This is a genomic window from Stenotrophomonas sp. GW821-FHT02D01 (assembly GCF_059421765.1).
In genome coordinates, this window is sequence record NZ_JBWKVP010000006.1 from 137,420 (window position 1) to 155,050 (window position 17,631).

15 protein-coding genes are annotated in these 17,631 nt (G+C 65.7%); 8 read left to right on the plus strand and 7 right to left on the minus strand.

Annotated elements, in window-relative coordinates; translation table 11 throughout:
* Positions 1 to 40: 40 nt before the first annotated feature.
* The gene (gene metH / locus AC07UW_RS13810) at positions 41 to 2,725 is read left to right on the plus strand and encodes a methionine synthase (protein WP_495212251.1); all 2,685 of its coding nucleotides are present in this window, start codon (positions 41 to 43) and stop codon (positions 2,723 to 2,725) included.
* 110 nt (positions 2,726 to 2,835) lie between these two features.
* On the opposite strand, the gene AC07UW_RS13815 is transcribed toward metH, so the two are convergent.
* The 6 genes from AC07UW_RS13815 to AC07UW_RS13840 all read right to left on the minus strand — a co-directional run bounded on the left by AC07UW_RS13815 (position 2,836) and on the right by AC07UW_RS13840 (position 8,954).
* A complete protein-coding gene (locus AC07UW_RS13815; protein WP_495212252.1) occupies positions 2,836 to 4,926 on the minus strand; it encodes an acyltransferase family protein in 2,091 nt (696 codons plus the stop codon).
* A gap of 67 nt (positions 4,927 to 4,993) precedes the next feature.
* Entirely contained in the window at positions 4,994 to 5,677 is a 684-nt protein-coding gene (locus tag AC07UW_RS13820) for a DUF2058 domain-containing protein (RefSeq protein WP_032976315.1), read from the minus strand.
* Positions 5,678 to 5,687: 10 nt separating this feature from the next.
* Positions 5,688 to 5,927 carry a SlyX family protein gene (locus AC07UW_RS13825; protein WP_025876828.1) on the minus strand — a complete coding sequence of 80 codons (240 nt, stop codon included), beginning with the start codon at positions 5,925 to 5,927 and terminating at the stop codon, positions 5,688 to 5,690.
* Entirely contained in the window at positions 5,920 to 7,269 is a 1,350-nt protein-coding gene (locus tag AC07UW_RS13830; protein ID WP_495212253.1) for a UDP-glucose dehydrogenase family protein, read from the minus strand. The genes AC07UW_RS13825 and AC07UW_RS13830 overlap by 8 nt, the downstream gene beginning before the upstream one ends.
* Positions 7,270 to 7,292: 23 nt before the next feature.
* Positions 7,293 to 8,270 carry an FKBP-type peptidyl-prolyl cis-trans isomerase gene (locus AC07UW_RS13835; RefSeq protein ID WP_025876825.1) on the minus strand — a complete coding sequence of 326 codons (978 nt, stop codon included), beginning with the start codon at positions 8,268 to 8,270 and terminating at the stop codon, positions 7,293 to 7,295.
* A gap of 96 nt (positions 8,271 to 8,366) precedes the next feature.
* Positions 8,367 to 8,954: a glutathione peroxidase gene (locus AC07UW_RS13840; protein WP_312108552.1), complete on the minus strand. Its 588-nt coding sequence runs from the start codon at positions 8,952 to 8,954 to the stop codon at positions 8,367 to 8,369.
* A 623-nt stretch (positions 8,955 to 9,577) separates the two neighbouring features.
* Between AC07UW_RS13840 and AC07UW_RS13845 the strand changes: the two genes are divergently transcribed.
* The 6 genes from AC07UW_RS13845 (at position 9,578) to AC07UW_RS13870 (ending at position 13,923) form a co-directional block, all read left to right on the plus strand.
* Positions 9,578 to 9,937: a GntR family transcriptional regulator gene (locus AC07UW_RS13845; RefSeq protein WP_012511573.1), complete on the plus strand. Its 360-nt coding sequence runs from the start codon at positions 9,578 to 9,580 to the stop codon at positions 9,935 to 9,937.
* Positions 9,937 to 10,827 (plus strand): ABC transporter ATP-binding protein, encoded by an 891-nt coding sequence (locus AC07UW_RS13850; protein WP_032976317.1) that lies wholly within the window; start codon positions 9,937 to 9,939, stop codon positions 10,825 to 10,827. Before AC07UW_RS13845 ends, AC07UW_RS13850 begins: the two co-directional genes overlap by 1 nt.
* Complete coding sequence (locus AC07UW_RS13855; protein WP_025876815.1) at positions 10,824 to 11,849, plus strand: hypothetical protein; 1,026 nt, start codon at positions 10,824 to 10,826, stop codon at positions 11,847 to 11,849. Before AC07UW_RS13850 ends, AC07UW_RS13855 begins: the two co-directional genes overlap by 4 nt.
* A 23-nt stretch (positions 11,850 to 11,872) precedes the next feature.
* A complete protein-coding gene (locus AC07UW_RS13860) occupies positions 11,873 to 12,757 on the plus strand; it encodes a GIN domain-containing protein (protein ID WP_223482874.1) in 885 nt (294 codons plus the stop codon).
* A gap of 30 nt (positions 12,758 to 12,787) precedes the next feature.
* On the plus strand, positions 12,788 to 13,390 hold the full coding sequence (locus AC07UW_RS13865; protein ID WP_312108557.1) for a DUF2884 family protein: 603 nt from the start codon (positions 12,788 to 12,790) through the stop codon (positions 13,388 to 13,390).
* A gap of 107 nt (positions 13,391 to 13,497) precedes the next feature.
* Positions 13,498 to 13,923: a hypothetical protein gene (locus AC07UW_RS13870; protein WP_032951937.1), complete on the plus strand. Its 426-nt coding sequence runs from the start codon at positions 13,498 to 13,500 to the stop codon at positions 13,921 to 13,923.
* Between the two features lie 81 nt (positions 13,924 to 14,004).
* Here the strand turns inward: AC07UW_RS13870 and AC07UW_RS13875 are convergent, their stop codons facing one another.
* Entirely contained in the window at positions 14,005 to 15,444 is a 1,440-nt protein-coding gene (locus AC07UW_RS13875; RefSeq protein WP_495212254.1) for a class II fumarate hydratase, read from the minus strand.
* Positions 15,445 to 15,680: 236 nt separating this feature from the next.
* Between AC07UW_RS13875 and purB the strand changes: the two genes are divergently transcribed.
* On the plus strand, positions 15,681 to 17,048 hold the full coding sequence (gene purB, locus AC07UW_RS13880; protein ID WP_140225790.1) for an adenylosuccinate lyase: 1,368 nt from the start codon (positions 15,681 to 15,683) through the stop codon (positions 17,046 to 17,048).
* Positions 17,049 to 17,631: the final 583 nt, after the last annotated feature.

A 17,631-nucleotide genomic window follows, 5' to 3' on the forward strand; every position in this document is an offset into this window, starting at 1 on the left:
TCCCGCACGCCCCCCTGTTGCCGCTGAGTTGCCGCCGATCATGACGCCTGTCCGCCCTACCCGCCTGTCCGGCCTGGAACCGCTGGTCATCACCCCGGACCTGCTGTTCGTCAATGTCGGCGAACGCACCAACGTCACCGGCAGCGCGCAGTTCCGCAAGCTGATCAAGGAAGGCCGTTACGAGGAAGCGGTGGATGTGGCCCGGCAGCAGGTGGCCAGCGGCGCACAGATCCTCGACGTCAACATGGACGAGGGCTTGATCGATTCGGAAGCGGCGATGACCCGCTACCTCAACCTGATCATGTCCGAGCCGGACATCGCGCGCATTCCGGTGATGGTCGACTCCTCCAAATGGAGTGTGATCGAGGCTGGCCTGAAGTGCCTGCAGGGCAAGAGCGTGGTCAATTCGATCTCGCTGAAGGAAGGCGAGGACGTGTTCCGCGAGCATGCGCGCAAGGTACTGCGCTACGGCGCGGCCGCAGTGGTGATGGCCTTCGATGAGAGCGGGCAGGCCGACACCTGCGCGCGCAAGGTTGAAATCTGCACCCGCGCCTATCGCCTGCTGGTCGATGAAATCGGCTTTCCGCCGCAGGACATCATCTTCGACCCGAACATCTTCGCCGTCGCCACCGGCATTGAAGAGCATGACAACTACGCGGTCGACTTCATCGAAGCCACCCGCATCATCAAGCAGACGCTGCCGCACTGCCATGTGTCCGGTGGCGTATCGAACGTTTCGTTCTCGTTCCGTGGCAACGAAACGGTACGCCAGGCCATCCACTCGGTGTTCCTGTACCACGCCATCGCCGCGGGCATGGACATGGGCATCGTCAATGCCGGCACCATGCCGATCTACGACGAACTGGAGCCGGACCTGCGCGAGCGGGTGGAGGACGTGATCCTCAACCGCCGCCGCGACGCTACCGAGCGCCTGCTTGAAATCGCCGAGCGCTACAAAGGCAGCAAGGGTGCGGCGAAGACCGAAGACCTGGCCTGGCGCGAGAAGCCGGTGGATGCACGATTGGCGCATGCGCTGGTGCATGGCCTGGATGCCTGGGTCGAAGCCGATACCGAAGAAGCCCGGCAACGTTCCAGCCGCCCGCTGGACGTCATTGAAGGCCCGCTGATGGCCGGCATGAACGTGGTCGGCGACCTGTTCGGTGCCGGCAAGATGTTCCTTCCGCAGGTGGTGAAATCGGCACGGGTGATGAAGAAGGCAGTGGCCTACCTGCTGCCCTACATCGAAGCCGAAAAGGCCCGCAGCGGCGACACCGCCAAGAGCAACGGCAAGATCATCATGGCCACGGTGAAGGGCGATGTGCACGACATCGGCAAGAACATCGTCGGCGTGGTCCTGGCCTGCAACAACTTCGAGGTGATCGATCTGGGCGTGATGGTGCCGGCGCAGAAGATCCTCGATGCCGCCCGCGAGCACCAGGCCGACATCATCGGCCTGTCCGGCCTGATCACGCCGTCGCTGGAGGAAATGAGCCATGTCGCCCGTGAAATGCAGCGGCAGGGCTTTGACCTGCCACTGATGATCGGCGGCGCGACCACCTCGCGTGCGCACACCGCGCTGAAGATCGACCCGCACTACAAAGCCCCGACGGTCTGGGTGAAGGACGCCTCGCGCGCCGTGGGTGTGGCGCAGTCGCTGATCTCGCGCGAGCTGCGGGATGCGTTCGTCGCCGCCAACGAGGCGGACTACGCCGAGATCCGCACCCGCCACCGCAACCGCGGTGACGCCAAGCGCCTGGTCTCGCTGGAACATGCACGTGGCCAGAAGTTCCAGTGCGACTGGCAGGCGTACACGCCACCCGCACCGAAGCAGCCGGGCCTGCATGTATTCGATGATTACCCGCTGGCAGAACTGGTGCCCTACATCGACTGGACACCCTTTTTCCAAGCGTGGGAGCTCGCCGGCAAATATCCGGCGATCCTCACCGATGAGATCGTCGGCACCCAGGCCAGCGAGCTGTACCAGGACGCGCGCGCGATGCTCGACCGCATCGTCAACGAGAAGTGGCTGCGGGCCAAGGCCGTGTTCGGCCTATGGCCTGCCAACAGCATCGGCGACGACGTACGTGTGCAGCATCCCGATGGCGAGACCACCCTGCACTTCCTGCGGCAACAGGTGGACAAGCCTGCTGAACGCCCGGATTTCTGCCTTGCCGATTTCATTGCCCCGGCTGATAGCGGCAAGCAGGACTGGATCGGCGGCTTCGCAGTCACCGCCGGCATCGGTATCGACGCGCACGTGGCCCGTTTCGAGGCCGACCACGACGACTACAACGCGATCCTGCTGAAGGCGCTCGCCGACCGCTTTGCCGAAGCCCTGGCCGAACGCCTGCACCAGCGCGTACGCACCGGGTTCTGGGGGTACGACCACACCGAAACGCTCGACAACGAAGCGCTGATCGACGAAAAGTACCGTGGCATCCGTCCCGCGCCCGGTTACCCCGCCTGTCCCGAGCACAGCGAAAAACGCCGGTTGTTCGACCTGCTGGGCGCCGAAACCAACGCCGGCATGCGGCTCACCGAAAGCTTCGCGATGCTGCCGACCGCGGCGGTATCGGGCTACTACTTCAGCCACCCGCAGAGCCAGTATTTCGTGGTCGGCCGCCTCGGCCGTGAGCAGGTCACCGACTACGCACGCCGCAAGGGCGTGGACCGCGCCCAGGCCGAACGCTGGCTGGCGTCGAACCTGGACTACGATCCGGAATGATCGCCGCGCCTGGCAAGGATCAGGCGCCAGCGTCCACGACGAACCGATAGGCACCCCAGGAAGCGGGCCAACCCGGACACTGCGACCCGTAACTGATCACGCGCCCCCGATCAGGGGGCGACCGCCGGTGCCGGCGACGACGCCTGCAGACGCTGCAGCTGATTCTGGAAATCAGGCAGCAGCAGACGGTTGCTGTATCCGCTGAGATGGTCGCCATCGAAGAACAGCGGCTTGCCGTCGCGGGTGGGAAGGCACTGCTCGCCCGGGCACAGCAACGGCATCGGATCCCATATGGATGCACCCGGCAGACCTGCGGCGACCTGCTGCAGGCCGGCCAGCACCGGCTCGCGCAACTGCTCGATCTCGCTGCGCGCAACCGTCATGCCGTTGGCACAGATCGGGTTGTGCCGGTTGAACACATCCGAGCAGCGGTACGGCGGTGCCGGCAGCACCGGCTTGGGTGCTTCCAGCACGATGCGCACGCCGCGTTCTGCCAGCGGTGTGAGCTGCTCGATCCAGTGCCCGATCTCGGCTTTGCGACCCGCGCTGGCCGTCTCGCTCAGATGCTCGGCACGCACCTGGGCAATGTCGAACAGCGCGTACGACTCAGACAGGCGTGGCAGGCGCAGCCCTGCCAGCAACACCACATCCCCCGGCTGCGCGCGTGCCTGGATATCTTCCAGCACGTTACGCGTATAGGCCTCGCAGGACGGATTGGGGCCCTGCCAGGCTCGTAACCCGACCAGCGCGCAGCCGCCACTGCTGTACAGGTGGATCGGCGCCCCATCGAGCACGGCAAGGCGCTGCAGCATCTCGTGGTAGGCCAGTGCATGCGAATCGCCGGCCACGAACAACTGGCGGGTGGATGCAGTGCGTCCGGGGCACTCGCCGCGCTCGTAAAGGCGGGCCTGTCCGCCCAGTACCGGCACGTTGCTGACCCGCACGCGGCAGTCCGGGATTTCCTTCTTCAGCCCCTTGGCATACGGGTACCAGTCCAGCGAGGCACGGCTGACCACGCTGAGCGAGGTGTACCGCTGGGTCTTGGTCAGCGCCGACTGCAGGCCGGCACCGAGCACCAGTACGCCCAGCCCGACCACTACCCAGCGCGCGTTGCTGACGCGCCAGCGCGCACCATGCCGCAGGGGCTGTTCCACCCAGCGCCAGGACAGCCAGGACAACACTGCCACGCACAGCAGCGCGGCGCCGCCGGTGGCCACCGTCTCCAGGCCCACCGTCCAGCGGAACAGAACGAAGACCGGCCAGTGCCACAGGTACAGCGAGTAGGACAGCCGGCCGATCGTCACCATCGGTGTGGTCGCCAGCGTGCGCCCGATCCAGCCCCCGGGTGAGCGCTGCAGCAGGCCCAGCAATCCCAGCGTGCCCAATACCGGCCACAGCCCATCAATCCACGGCGAATGGCCCGGGCGCGCAGACCAGAGCCCATAGCCCAGTGCCACCACGCTCAGCAGCAGCAGAGGCGAGCGCCAACTGATACCCCGTGGCGGCACCGGCGGCGGCGTGAACCGGCCGCTCAGCGACAACAGCTGGAACAGCAGCACGCCAGCGCCAAGCTGCCAGAACCGCGTGGTGGTCAGGTAGAACGCATCGATCTCATGACCGCCCTGCCCCGCGCGGAACACCGCATACCCCAGCGATGCCACAGTTGCTGCGCCAAACAGCCCCACCGACAGCCAGCCGCCGCGCCGGCCTTTGGCCCAAGCAAGGAACAGCAGCGGGAACAGCAGGTAGAACTGCTCTTCGACACCCAGCGACCAGGTATGCGTGTAGGGATTGAACTCGGTTCGCGGCGAGAAATAGTCGTTGCCGGTGCTGGCCAACACCCAGTTGCTCAACCCGAAGAACGCCATGCGGCCAGTCTTGTCGCTGGTCTCGCTGAGCCAGGATTCGGGAATCAGCAACGCGCTGAACATCGCCGTCACCAGCAGGCACACCACCAGCGCCGGGGCGATGCGACGCATGCGGCGTGCATAGAAGCGCGCCAACCCTGCCCAGCCTCCGATCGCCGGCAGACGATCCACCGAGGCACTGACCACGAAGCCGGAGATGACGAAGAACACGTCCACGCCGGTAAAGCCACCCGGCAACCAGCTCGCCTTGAGGTGGTAGAGGATGACCGCCAGCACCGCGATCGCACGCAGGCCATCGATATGCGGGAAATATCCGGGACTGCGTTCCTGCATGGCCCTGCTCCTGACATGCAACGGGCGCCCTTCGGCGCCCAGTGCGTTCAACAATGGACGCGTCGACTTACCAGACCAGGTCGTCGGGCACCTGGTACTGCGGGTCGGCGTAGGGATCGTCCTCGGCCGGTGCATTCGGGTCGACCTTCAACGCCACCGAAGCGGCGAACACCGCCTCAGACTGGGCCAGGACTTCAGCCGTCACCAGCAGGTAGCGACCGTTGAGCTGGACCACGCCCAGTTCACCGGCATTGAGTGCCTTGAGCTGCTCGGCGGTGACGTAGATGCGCTTGATCTTGCCGCCGTAAGGGAAGTGGCGCGCGATATCGGCCGCTTCGGCATTCAGGCTCTTGTCCTTCAGCAGTTCTTCCAGCTTCACCTTGGCCTCGCGGCGCTGGCGGGCTTCTTCCTGCTTCAGGCGCTCGGTCTCGATGCGCTCTTCCTTCTCCCGCTGCGCACGGATCGCGTAAGCCTTGGCCAGATCCATTTCCTCGGCGGTACGCGGCTTGCGCGGCCCCTGCCCGTGGCCCTGGCCACGCTGCTGGCCAGGCTTGCCCGGGCCGCCATTGCCATGCGCCCGCCGCTCGCCGGGTTTGTGTTCGCCCTTGCCAGCGTGCTGCGGCTTTCCATTGCCAGCGCCACCCTTGCCCTGCGGGCGGCCATCACGGCGGGGGGCATCATTCTTGCGCTCGGGCTTGGGCGCGGGCTTGAAGCCCAGGCCCATCAGCTGGTCGCGGAGGGTATCGCTCATAGGATATGGATCAGTAGTGCGGCGGCGGCGGTTCGCTCGCCGGATCAGAAGAATTCAATGCATTGCGGACCTTGCCCAGGTCTTCCAGCAGCACGCGCAGGATGCCGGCATTGCGGCTGCCTTCCATGCGCGCGTCTGCAAGTGCATCGCTCAGTTCGGCCAGCGCGTGTTCCTGGAAGGACACGCGCATCTCCAGCTCGACCAGGCGCGCTTCCAGCGCCTGCTCACGTTCGGTCGGTACTTCAGACATGCAGCGAACGTCCCCGGCCAATGCCGTAATACGCAAGGCCGGCGGCCTCGACTTCAGCCGGCTCGTACAGATTGCGGCCGTCGAACACCACCGCATCCTTCAGCCGCTCGCGCAGCATCTGGAAATCGGGGCTGCGGAACTGCTTCCACTCGGTCACCACGACCAGTGCATCGGCGCCCTGCAGCGCATCGTCGGCACTGTCACAGAACACCAGATCGTCGCGCTCGCCGAAGATCCGCTGCGATTCATGCATCGCCTCCGGATCGTAGGCACGTACTCTCGCACCGCCTTCCCACAACTGGGCCAGCAGGCGGCGGCTGGAGGCCTCGCGCATGTCATCGGTGTTCGGCTTGAACGCCAGGCCCCACACGGCAAACGTCCTGCCGCGCACGCCTTCGTCTTCGCCCTTGTCGTAGTGGCGCTGGATCAAGGCAAACAGGTGCCCCTTCTGCGATTCATTGACCGCCTCCACCGCGTTCAGCAGCTTCGGCTCCAGGCCGGCCTGCTGCGCGGTGCGCGCCAGTGCCTGCACGTCCTTGGGGAAGCACGAACCGCCATAACCGGCACCCGGATAGATGAAGTGCCAGCCGATACGCGGATCCGAACCGATGCCCTGGCGGACCTGCTCGACGTCTGCTCCGACGCGCTCGGCGATGTTGGCGATTTCATTCATGAACGAAATCTTGGTTGCCAGCATTGCATTGGCGGCGTACTTGGTCAGCTCGGCCGAACGCACATCCATCTCCACCACGCGATCGTGGTTGCGATTGAACGGTGCGTACAGGCGACGCATCACGGCGACCGACTCGGCGCTGGTCGCACCGATGATGATGCGGTCAGGCCGCATGCAGTCGGCAACGGCGTCGCCTTCCTTCAGGAATTCGGGGTTGGACACCACATCGAAGGCGATATCCGCTCCACGCGCTGCCAGCTCCTCGGCAATGGCCGCACGCACCTTGTCGGCGGTGCCCACCGGCACCGTCGACTTGTTGACCACCACGGTCGGCACCGAGATGTACCGGCCGATGGTGCGGGCCACGGCCAGCACGTACTGCAGGTCCGCGCTGCCATCCTCGTCCGGCGGCGTGCCCACGGCGATGAACACCACCTGGCCGTGGCCGATGGCGGTCGCCGCGTCGGTGGTGAACACCAACCGCGACGCGGCGTGGTTGGCCTTCACCATCGGCTCCAGGCCGGGCTCGTAGATCGGGATGATGCCCCGGTTGAGGCCATCCACCTTGGCTTGGTCGATATCGACGCAGACCACCTGGTGGCCAACGTCGGCCAGGCAGGTGCCGGTCACCAGACCTACGTAGCCGGTACCAAAAATCGCAACGCGCATATCCGTGCTGACTCCGTGTTGGCTTACGGCAGAACGCCCAGCAGCTCGACGTCGAAGGTCAGGGTGGAGTTCGGACCGATCGGACCACCCGGGGTGCCGTTCTCGCCGTATGCCAGTTCACCCGGGATCCAGAAGCGGTACTTCGAGCCGACCGGCATCAGGGCCACGCCCTCGGTCCAGCCCTTGATGACCTGGTCCAGACCGAATTCGGCCGGGCCACGGCCCGCGGAACTGTCGAACACCGTGCCGTTGAGCAGCTTGCCTTCGTAGTTCACGCGCACCTTGCTGGAGGGCAACGGACGCTCGCCACTGCCCGGACGGATCACCTGGTACTGCAGGCCCGACGGGGTGGTCACCACGCCCGGCTGGGTCTTGTTCTTGGCCAGGAACGCGTTGCCTTCCTGACGGTTGGTCTGCGCTGCCTGTGCGGCCTTTGCCTGCATCTCGGCCTGCTTGGCACCCATGAACGACTGGATGGTGGCAGTGGCATCGGCTTCGCTCATCTTCGGCTGGCCCTTGCTCAGGCCAGTGTTGATCGCGTCAAACAGCGAGGCGGTATCGATATCGTCCTTCAGCTGTGCCAGCGACGGACCCACCGAATAAGCACCGATCATCTGCGCGACCTTGACCCGATCAACCTTCGCCGGCTGCGAGCCCGGCGCGACGCCCGGCACCTGCTGGCCGCTGCGGGCCATCACCACCTGGCGCAGGGCGGCATCGGTCGCCTTGGCCTGTTCCTGGGTGATCTGCGGCTGCAGGCCTTCGAAGGAACGCTCCACGGCAGTGCGCAGCGCGGCTGCATCGATTTCATCGGCGATCGGCGCGAACGACTTGGCCACATCCAGACCAATGGCGTAGCCGAGCTTCTGCTTGGGGGAATTCAAGGGTGCGGTCTCCTTGGCGGCCGAGGGAGCGGCCGGTTGTTGCGACAGGGCGACACCGGAGGTGCCCATCGCCAGAATCAGAACCGACGCCGCGGCGCCGCGCATTCCCATTTTCATTCGCTGCATTCCTGGAAGTGACTGGACGCCGACGTCGGCGCGAAAACACGTATTGTCGCACGCATGCCGTCGATGTCGAGGCATCCGTGCCGGCGTTCAATGTACAGCTGGTGCTGCAAGCGCCTTGTCGATGGCTGCTTTCAGCTGCGGATCATCCGGAGTGACCTTGCTGGCGAACTGGGCAATGACCGTGCCATCGCGCCCGACCAGATACTTGTGGAAATTCCAGGCCGGCGCCACGCCGGTGGCGGCGGTCAAGCGCTGATACAGCGGCGTGGCCTGCGCGCCGGTCACGTGCACCTTTTCGAACATCGGGAACTTCACGCCATAAGTAAGCGTGCAGAAATCCTGGATCTGCTTTTCATCACCAGGTTCCTGCCCCTTGAAATCGTTGGACGGGAAGCCGAGCACCGCAAACCCCTTGCCGGCGTACTGCTTCTGCAACGCTTCGAGGCCTTCGTACTGGGGGGTATAGCCGCACTTGCTGGCGGTATTGACCACGAGCAGCACTTGACCGTGGTAGCGCTGCTGCAGGTTGACCTGCTGCTTGCCCGCCAGCGGCCGATACGACAGATCCAGCAGATCGGCGGCAAACGCCCCGGCCGAAGTGGCCAGGCCAGTGGCCAGCAGGGTCAACAGGGACAGGCCGCGAAGGCGGCGCGAGGAGGCAGGCGACAAAGGCATGGGAGACGTTCCGCGGTAGCCGTTCCAGGGGTCCGGCCGTGACCGGCCGGGAATCGGCCGAACTATAGCACCGGGGTCTGCATGCCTCTGGAGCGCACGCGCTGTCGCGCTTTGCACGGCGTGGCGGGAGTCGCTGGCAACGCGCCTCAGCCCTCAGCTGATGACATAGCATGGACATGGCTGAATGGGAGGCCGACAGAAAACGCGCCTCCGCAGTTTCATTTTTTCGATGCATATCAAGCGGTTGAACGAATATTGCAGCGCCATGACCACCCCTGCCATCAGTTGGGTGGGGGCAGGACTTGCACACAGGCGTGCCGGTGTTATAGTTGCATACAACACCAGTCACCTGAGACAGGGGGAACCATGAACAGCCGGATGCGTCGCAGCCTTGCCGCCCCCGCGGTCACCGCGGTATCAACCCTGTTCGTGCTGGTCTGGCTGGCCATGCCGGCACCGCCGGCCGCGTCCTCCCCCGCCCTCTCCGGAGACGGTACGCAGGACGCAGCAGCACCCACGGCAGGGAATGCCGCTCCCTCCCCCTCCCCCCCGCGTCGGCTGCACAGCTCCCTGTCCATGCCGTATTTCTCGTTCGCACAGCCGCTGACCCCACGGAGCTGAATATGAGCGACATCCAGTGGAGCGACGGCGCTCCCATCTACCGCCAGCTGAAGGAACGCGTGATCGCGATGATGCTTGACGGAATCCTCAAGCCGGGCGATGCCCTTCCTTCGGTGCGCCAGGTGGCCGCCGATTACCAGCTCAACCCCATCACCGTTTCGCGCGCCTACCAGGAGCTGGCCGACGAAGGCCTGGTCGAGAAGCGCCGCGGGCTGGGCATGTTCATGACCGAACAGGCGGCCACGCAGCTGCGCAGCAGCGAGCGCGAACGCTTCCTCAATGAAGAATGGCCGGCCGTACTGGAACGCATCCAGCGACTGGGCCTGAGTCTCGACGAATTGTTGCCCCAGGGGAAATTCTGATGAATGCCAGTCCCACTACCGCTGTGCCAAGCGACGCTGTCATTACCGCCCGTGGCCTTCGCAAGGCTTACAAGAACACGCTCGCGCTCGACAACGCCAGCTTCTCCATTCCGGCAGGCCGCATCATCGGCCTGATCGGCCCCAATGGTGCCGGCAAGACCACCGCGCTGAAGGCGGTGCTCGGCCTGACCTCGGTGGAAGGCGAGCTGAGCGTGCTCGGCCGCGACCCGCGCGTGCACCGCGACGATCTGATGAACGACATCTGCTTCATCGCCGATGTCGCCGTGCTGCCGCGCTGGCTGAAGGTGCGTGAGGCCATCGACTTCGTCGCCGGCGTGCACCCCCGCTTCGATCGCGCCCGTTGCGAACGCTTCCTGGCCAACACCAAGCTGCAGCCGAAGCAGCGCGTGCGTGAACTGTCCAAGGGCATGATCGTGCAGCTGCACCTGGCCCTGGTGATGGCCATCGACGCCAAGGTGCTGGTGCTGGACGAACCCACGCTCGGCCTGGACATCCTGTACCGCAAGGAGTTCTACCAGCGCCTGCTGGAAGACTACTTCGACGAGCAGAAGACGATCATCGTCACCACCCACCAGGTGGAAGAGATCGAGCACATCCTCACCGACGTGATGTTCATCCGCGATGGTCGCATCGTCCTCAATGCGGAAATGGACGAAGTCGGCGACCGCTATACCGAACTGCTGGTCGGTGCCGACCAGCTTGAAACCGCCCGCGCACTGAAGCCGATCGACGAGCGCAGCCAGGCCTTCGGCAAGACCGTCCTGCTGTTCGACGGGGTGCCACGCAGCCAGCTGGCCAGCCTGGGTGAAACCCGCAACGCCGGCCTTGCCGATCTGTTCGTCGCTGTCATGAAGGGGACCTACGCATGAATGCCGTCAACCATCCTGTCAGTCCCGCAGGCACCCTGCGCTGGCTGCTCAAGCGCGAATACTGGGAAAACCGCGGTGGTTTCCTGTACGCCCCGGTGATCGCCGGCATCGTCTCGCTGCTGATGAGCGGCATCGGTATCGGCCTGGGCCTGTTCGCCCTGCATCGTGCCGCCCGCGACGGCGGCCTGCACATCGACGGCGAGAGCGTGAACATCAACGGCCTGGATCTGGCCGTGCTGACCCGCGACATCAGCGCCAAGGACATGGCCGACCTGGGCAACGGCCTGGACCTGGCGATGGTATTGACCTCGTCCTGGCCACTGATCGTGCTTGCCTTTGTGGTGTTCTTCTATTGCCTGGGCGCCCTGTATGACGATCGCCGCGACCGCAGCATCCTGTTCTGGAAGTCGCTGCCGCTGTCGGACACCCAGACCGTGCTGTCCAAGGTACTCAGTGCACTGATCGTCGCACCGCTCATCGCCATCATCGCGTCCAGCCTGACCCTGCTCGTTTTCATGCTGATACTGTGCCTGGTGGTGGTCTCCCACGGCGGCGATGCGATGCAGTTGATCGTGGGACCTGCCAATCCGATGAGCCTGGTCATGGGCATGTTCGTGTCCATCCCGGTGTACGCCCTGTGGGCGCTGCCCACTGCGGGCTGGCTGCTGCTGTGCTCGGCCTGGGCACGGAGCAAGCCGTTCCTTTGGGCGGTGATGCTGCCGCTGTTCGCCGGCATCATCGTCAGCACCACCAAGCTGATGCACCTGTTCGACCTGACCACCGGCTGGTTCTGGCAACACATCGTCGGCCGTCTGCTGCTGGGTGCGATGCCGGGAATGGATCTGCTGTACCGCGCCGGTGGCGGTGAATCCAGGCAGGATCTGGACTCGATCGTGGCGCTGATGGCGCCCTCTGCCCAGCTCAAGTCGCTGGCGATGCCCGACCTGTGGATCGGCGCGGCCTTCGGCGTGGCCTTCATCTTCATCGCCATCCGCCTGCGCAAGCGCGCTGGCGAAATCTGATCGTCAACCTGGAGGCACCACCCATGCGTTCCTTGATTGCCTGTACTGCACTGTTGCTGTTGCCGCTGTCGGCGCTGGCCGCCGATGCACCGAACTGCAAGTTCTCCGCGCCGCGCGCGTTGAAGATCGACGCGGCCGGTGCCAAAGCGGTGGTGTTCGAGATCAACCAGCATGACCTGAAGGTGGTTGCCAGCGCGGGTGGCGGCCAGCTCGAAGGCCGCGCGTGCGCGTCCAACAAGGACTGGCTGGACCAGCTGGTGCTGGACCAGCGCCGCGTGGGCGACAAGCTGGTGGTGAGCCTGCGCCGCGACAGCCGCGACGCGCTGTCGATGGGTAACAGCTACGCCTGGCTGGACATCCGTGGCAGCGTGCCGGACAACCTGCCGCTGCAGTTCAAGATCGGCTCGGGCGATGGCAGCATCGAGAACGCGCAGTCGCTGAGCATGGACGTGGGCTCCGGTGATGGCATCGCCCGCGGCACCCGTGGCAGCGTGCATGCCGCCGTGGGTTCGGGCGACCTGGACGTCGATGGTGCCGCATCGTTCAACCTGCTCTCGCTGGGTTCGGGCGACGTCAACGCCCGCAACATCGGCGGTGATGCCAGCGTCGGCACCGTCGGCTCCGGTGACCTGAAGGTGACCGACGTGCGTGGCAACGCACGGCTGGATACCGTCGGTTCGGGCGACATCGGCTTCAAGCAAGTGCAGGGCAACGTCGAGGTCGGCGTGGTCGGCTCCGGCAACGTCGATATCGAGCAGGTCGGCGGCAACGTCCGCGTGCGCAGCCACGGCTCGGGCGACATCGATGTCGACGGCGTGCGCGGCAACCTCACCGTCGAGCACAGCGGCAGCGGCGATGTCCAGCATCGCAACGTGTCCGGCACCATCACCCTGCCGCGCGGCAAGTAACGCCCAACCATCCGATTCGAGGGGAATGCCATGAACCTGCTGCGCCTGCTGCCTGCTGCCCTGCTGTGCCTGCCGTTGATCGCCTGTGGCGACACGTCCAGCCCCGACAAGACCGCCGGCAAGGCGGTGGCCGAGACCGCGGGCGGCGTCGGCCAGACCGTCAAGGAAGCGATGGATGACGCCCGCAAGGAAATCGCCGAAGGCAACATCAAGATCTCGGCCGACAACCAGCCGCGCGCGGAGATCACCCCGCAGGGACAGCTGCTGATCGGTGGCAAGCAGGTGGCGCTGGACGATGGCCAGCGTCGCCAGCTGCTTGATTACCGCGGCCACGTGGTGGCGGTGGCGATGGACGGCATGGATGTCGGCCTGGCAGGCGCCAAGCTCGGCGCCAATGCCGCCGGTGAAGCACTCAAGGGCATCTTCAGCGGTGACAGCGAAGGCATCGAGAAACGGATCAACGCCGAGGCCGCCAAGATCGAAGCGCAGGCCAAGCGCATCTGCGACCGCATGCCGGCCATGCTGGCCAGCCAGCAGGCCCTGGCTGCCTCGCTGCCGGCGTTCAAGCCCTATGCCACGATGGACCAGAGCGATGTGGACGACTGCGGCAAGGACACCGTCGTCAACCGCTGACCCCTGTGACAGATCAGCGCACCCGGCCGGCCGCGCACCTGCGTTGCCGGCCGCTGCGCCCCGGCGGGCTTACAATGGCAGCCCCGGATGCACTTCATCGAACCGCCATGAAAAAGCTGTTTCTGCTGCTGGCCGCCCTGCTCTGCCTGGGCCTGGTCGGCTGTGACCAGGACTACCGCAACCACCGCGCCGAGCGTGGCAAACCCAAGATCTCGGTCAGCGAGAGCATCGTGACCGTTCGCCGCCAGCCGGCACCGAACATCATCATCCTGCCGGACGGGCAGATGAAGATCGACGAGATCCTGATCCCGCTCAACGCCGAACAGAAACAGATGCTGCAGACGATGTTCGGCAAGCTGCAGGTGCTGCGCCAGAACACGCTGGTGGCCGCACCGGCCGACCCCAACATGCAGCCGGTGAAGATCGTGCCGCCGGAGGGTATGCAGGTGATTCCGCCGGACCTGGTGCAGACCATTCCCGAGTTCAAGGACTACACCGAGACCTTCGGCAACATCGTCGCCGACCGTCGCTGAAACAAACAACGCCGCCCTCCCGGGCGGCGTTCTTCCTTCTCGCCTTTGGTGGCTGCGGACCTCGGCCCGCACACCGCTCGATCAGCCGCCGGCACCACCGCCACCGGCCTGGATGCCACCGGCCGTCAACGCGGCCGGATCCAGCAGGCGGCGCAGCTCGGCTTCGGCCAGGCCGCTGTCTTCCAGCGCCACGTCCAGCACCGGGCGCTGCTCCTTGTAGGCGCGCTTGGCAATCGCTGCGGCCTTCTCGTAACCGATGATCGGGTTCAGCGCGGTCACCAGGATCGGATTGCGCGCCAGCGCCTCGGCCACACGGTCCTCGCGCACCTTCAGGCCGGCGATGGCGCTGTCGGCCAGCAGGGTCGACACATTGGCCAGCAGGCCGATGCCATCGAGCAGGTTCACCGCGATCAGCGGCAGCGTCACGTTGAGCTGGAAGTTGCCGGTCTGGCCGGCCACGGTGATCGCCGTGTGGTGGCCGATCACCTGCGCGCAGGCCATCACCGTCGCCTCCGGGATCACCGGATTGACCTTGCCCGGCATGATCGAGGACCCCGGCTGCAGTGCCGGCAGTTCAATCTCGCCCAGGCCCGCCAGCGGGCCGGCGTTCATCCAGCGCAGGTCGTTGGCGATCTTGATCAGGGCTACCGCCAGCGCATTGAGCTGGCCCGACAGCTCCACTGCATCGTCCTGCGCGGCCAGGCCTTCGAACTTGTTCTCTGCGCTGTCGAACTTGAAGCCGGTCTGCTGCTTCAGCGCCTTGGCAACCTGTGCACCAAAGCGCGGGTCGGCATTGATGCCGGTGCCGATGGCGGTACCGCCGAGCGGCAGGCGGCGCACGCGCTTGAGGCTGTCCTCGATGCGCTCCTGCGCCGAGGCCAGCTGCGCCGACCATGCACCGAATTCCTGTTCGAAGGTCAACGGCATCGCGTCCATCAGGTGGGTGCGGCCGGTCTTGACCACCTTGCGCAGGCTGCGGCCCTTCTTGTCCAGCGTCCTGCGCAGGTGCACCAGCGCCGGCAGCAGCTGCTCATGGGTGGCCAGCACGGCCGACACGCGCAGCGCAGTCGGAATCACATCGTTGGAGCTCTGCCCCTGGTTGACGTGATCGTTCGGGTGCACCGTGGCCTTGCCGGCCTTGCCGGCGCGATTGGCGAGGGTGGCGATGACCTCGTTGGCATTCATGTTCGAGGACGTGCCCGAGCCGGTCTGGTAGACGTCGATCGGGAACTGCGCGTCCCACGTGCCGTCCGCCACTTCAGCCGCGGCAGACTGGATGGCCTTGGCCACGGTCTTCGGCAGGTGGCCCAGCTCGGCATTGACGCCGGCGGCAGCGCCCTTGACCAGGCCCAGCGCACGGATGAAACCGCGCGGCATGCGCTGGCCCGACACCGGGAAATTCTGTACAGCGCGCTGGGTCTGCGCGCCCCACAGGGCGTCGGCAGGCACCTGCAGCTCGCCCATGCTGTCGTGCTCGATCCGGAACCCCTTGGGGGCACGCTTGCTTGCAGCTTTGCTCATTGCATCAACTCCGCACTACTTCAGTTGGGGAAAGGAAAGCGGCGGCTGGCAGGGTGTCGCTTCCCGGGCTGGCGGCTGCGACAACGATACTCCCTTGTCCGATGCTCGGTAGTGCTGGCCGCTGGCCGGCGTCCCCGCGGGGTCCGCGATTCCATGGGTTGCCGGCCAGCGGCCGGCACTACCTCACCGGCACGTCGTAGAATATGGCCCCCGCCGCTCGTCCCAGCCCTGCCGACATGTCCGAATCCGCCCTGCTCGCCCTGTCCCCGCTCGATGGCCGCTATGCCGGCAAGGTCGACGCCCTGCGCCCGATCTTCTCCGAGTACGGCCTGATCAAGGCCCGTGTCACGGTCGAAGTGGAGTGGCTGTTGGCCCTGGCCGCCGAGCCGGGCATCGTCGAGCTGGCCGCGTTCTCCGACGCTGCCATCGTCCGCCTGCGTGCACTGGCCAGCGGCTTCAGCCCGGCCCAGGCCGCGCGCGTGAAGGAGATCGAGCGCACCACCAACCATGACGTCAAGGCGGTGGAGTACTTCATCAAGGAACAGCTGAAGGACGATGCCGAGCTGGCGCCGGCGCTGGAGTTCGTGCATTTCGCCTGCACCAGCGAAGACATCAACAACCTCAGCTACGGCCTGATGCTGGAACAGGCCCGTCGCGAGGTGCTGCTGCCGACCCTGGACGGCATCGCCACTGCACTGCGCACGCTGGCCCATGCCCAGGCCGGCCAGCCGATGCTGTCGCGCACCCACGGCCAGACCGCCTCGCCGACCACGCTGGGCAAGGAGCTGGCCAACGTGGTCGCCCGCCTGGAGCGCCAGCGCCGGCAGATCGCCGCGGTTGAACTGACCGGCAAGATCAACGGCGCCGTCGGCAACTACAACGCGCACATCGCCAGCTACCCGGATGTGGACTGGCCGGCCTTCGCCGAGCGCTTCGTGACCGGGCTGGGCCTGGTGTTCAACCCGTACACCACCCAGATCGAACCGCACGACAACATCGCCGAGATCGGTGATGCCGCCCGCCGCGCCAACATCATCCTGATCGACCTGGCCCGCGACATCTGGGGCTACGTCTCGCTGGGCTATTTCAAGCAGCGCCTGAAGGAAGGCGAAGTCGGTTCGTCGACGATGCCGCACAAGGTCAACCCGATCGATTTCGAGAACGCCGAAGGCAACTTTGGCATCGCCAACGCGCTGTTCGAGCATTTCAGCGCGAAGCTGCCGATCAGCCGCTGGCAGCGTGACCTGACCGATTCCACCGTGCTGCGCGCGCTGGGCACCGCGTTCGGTCACAGCCAGGTGGCGCTGGATTCGCTGGCCAAGGGCCTGGGCAAGCTGGAAGTGAACCCGCAGCGCCTGGACGCCGATCTGGATGCGGCGTGGGAAGTGCTGGCCGAGGCCGTGCAGACGGTGATGCGCCGCCACGGGCTGCCGAACCCGTACGAGCAGCTGAAGGCGCTCACCCGTGGCCAGGGCATCACGGCCGAGTCGATGCGCACCTTCGTGCAGGGGCTGGAACTGCCGGCCGATGCCAAGCAGCGCCTGCTGGAGATGACCCCGGGCAGCTACACCGGCCTGGCCGAGTCGCTGGCGAAGAAGATTTAAGGATTTTCCTTGCGGCGGCGGCCGCGTGCGCTGCCTGCGGCAGGCAAAAGCAACGGCAACAGCAACGTCAAAAGCGGCTCTGGATTACTGCTAGCTGGGCGGGTCGGGATGGGCCAGCGGGACACGCCGTGAACCCATCCATGGGGGCTCGATGGCGCCATCCATGGCGCCAACGGTCCCGCTGGCCCATCCCGCCCCACCTCTGACAGATTCCCGGTGACGGATCGAAGAGCGTTGGGTTGTCGGGACGGAATTGAGAGAGGGACGCGGCTTCGCCGCGTCCCTCTTTGTTTATGGCGCAGGCAGGGCGAAGCAAGCGCAGCGCGCGACCCGCTGTTGCCTTTGATTTTCTTCTTCCATTCCGTGGCGGGCCACCCAGGAAACTGTCAGAGGCCGGGCGGGTGGGCTGCGCGGGGGTGTCCGCCGCATGGATGCGGCGGCCAAGCTTACAGGGACGTACTTGCAGCGTCCCCCGCGCAGCCCACCCGCCCGGCCAATCCCGGCTTCGGCTTTTGCCTTCAGCGCTACCCCGCCACGAGGGGCTCAGCCGTTGGCCGGACCCCGCGACAAACCAGCACACGTG

What these genes read in the sequence shown, in the direction of transcription:
- AC07UW_RS13835 (WP_025876825.1), bottom strand. Translation starts at nt 8,270, where the DNA reads ATGAAAATGGGAATGCGCGGCGCCGCGGCGTCGGTTCTGATTCTGGCG.
- AC07UW_RS13820 (WP_032976315.1), bottom strand. Translation starts at nt 5,677, where the DNA reads ATGAGCGATACCCTCCGCGACCAGCTGATGGGCCTGGGCTTCAAGCCC.
- AC07UW_RS13860 (WP_223482874.1), top strand. Translation starts at nt 11,873, where the DNA reads ATGCGTTCCTTGATTGCCTGTACTGCACTGTTGCTGTTGCCGCTGTCG.
- AC07UW_RS13875 (WP_495212254.1), bottom strand. Translation starts at nt 15,444, where the DNA reads ATGAGCAAAGCTGCAAGCAAGCGTGCCCCCAAGGGGTTCCGGATCGAG.
- AC07UW_RS13865 (WP_312108557.1), top strand. Translation starts at nt 12,788, where the DNA reads ATGAACCTGCTGCGCCTGCTGCCTGCTGCCCTGCTGTGCCTGCCGTTG.
- AC07UW_RS13870 (WP_032951937.1), top strand. Translation starts at nt 13,498, where the DNA reads ATGAAAAAGCTGTTTCTGCTGCTGGCCGCCCTGCTCTGCCTGGGCCTG.
- AC07UW_RS13830 (WP_495212253.1), bottom strand. Translation starts at nt 7,269, where the DNA reads ATGCGCGTTGCGATTTTTGGTACCGGCTACGTAGGTCTGGTGACCGGC.
- AC07UW_RS13840 (WP_312108552.1), bottom strand. Translation starts at nt 8,954, where the DNA reads ATGCCTTTGTCGCCTGCCTCCTCGCGCCGCCTTCGCGGCCTGTCCCTG.
- AC07UW_RS13850 (WP_032976317.1), top strand. Translation starts at nt 9,937, where the DNA reads ATGAATGCCAGTCCCACTACCGCTGTGCCAAGCGACGCTGTCATTACC.
- AC07UW_RS13845 (WP_012511573.1), top strand. Translation starts at nt 9,578, where the DNA reads ATGAGCGACATCCAGTGGAGCGACGGCGCTCCCATCTACCGCCAGCTG.
- AC07UW_RS13855 (WP_025876815.1), top strand. Translation starts at nt 10,824, where the DNA reads ATGAATGCCGTCAACCATCCTGTCAGTCCCGCAGGCACCCTGCGCTGG.
- AC07UW_RS13825 (WP_025876828.1), bottom strand. Translation starts at nt 5,927, where the DNA reads ATGTCTGAAGTACCGACCGAACGTGAGCAGGCGCTGGAAGCGCGCCTG.
- purB (WP_140225790.1), top strand. Translation starts at nt 15,681, where the DNA reads ATGTCCGAATCCGCCCTGCTCGCCCTGTCCCCGCTCGATGGCCGCTAT.
- AC07UW_RS13815 (WP_495212252.1), bottom strand. Translation starts at nt 4,926, where the DNA reads ATGCAGGAACGCAGTCCCGGATATTTCCCGCATATCGATGGCCTGCGT.
- metH (WP_495212251.1), top strand. Translation starts at nt 41, where the DNA reads ATGACGCCTGTCCGCCCTACCCGCCTGTCCGGCCTGGAACCGCTGGTC.